The organism is Shewanella sp. AC91-MNA-CIBAN-0169 (assembly GCF_040310165.1).
In the GTDB taxonomy this organism is placed as follows: domain Bacteria; phylum Pseudomonadota; class Gammaproteobacteria; order Enterobacterales; family Shewanellaceae; genus Shewanella.
This window is the reverse complement of record NZ_JBEOPM010000066.1, coordinates 1-532: the sequence shown is the minus strand read 5'-3', so window position 1 is coordinate 532 and position 532 is coordinate 1. Positions and strand designations below refer to the sequence as shown.

The 532-nt window shown below is 56.4% G+C and carries 1 protein-coding gene; it reads right to left on the bottom strand.

The annotated features are described in order from the left end of the window. On the bottom strand, window positions 1-532 hold a 532-nt coding region (locus AAEY98_RS22140; RefSeq protein ID WP_351019701.1), incomplete at both ends, for a hypothetical protein.

The following is a 532-nucleotide window of genomic DNA, read 5'->3' as shown; positions in this document are numbered from 1 at the left end:
CGCCATCGACGGCGCTGTTTTCAGTAAAGTCATTGGCGACCACATCAATGGTCGGCGCATCGTTGGTCGGCGCAATACCCGGCGTGTCACTGTCTTGACCGGTTAAGCTGCCATCCGAGACGGTTAAATCCACTGGTGGCAGGGTGCCACCGTTGTTGACGAGATCCGCACCGGCTTGGGTTAATACCACTTCGCCGTTAACCAACGCATAGTAACTGTCGTCATTGCTGCCTGGGGTAAAGTCAACCGTCAGTGCATCACCGTCTTCATCAAAGGTGGTGTAGGTTGCGGCCACAGCGCCATCGACGGCGCTGTTTTCAGTAAAGTCATTGGCGACCACATCAATGGTCGGCGCATCGTTGGTCGGCGCAATACCCGGCGTGTCACTGTCTTGACCGGTTAAGCTGCCATCCGAGACGGTCAAATCCACCGGCGGCAAGGTGCCACCGTTGTTGACGAGATCCGCACCGGCTTGGGTTAATACCACTTCGCCGTTGACTAACGCATAGTAACCGTCGTCATTGCTGCCTGG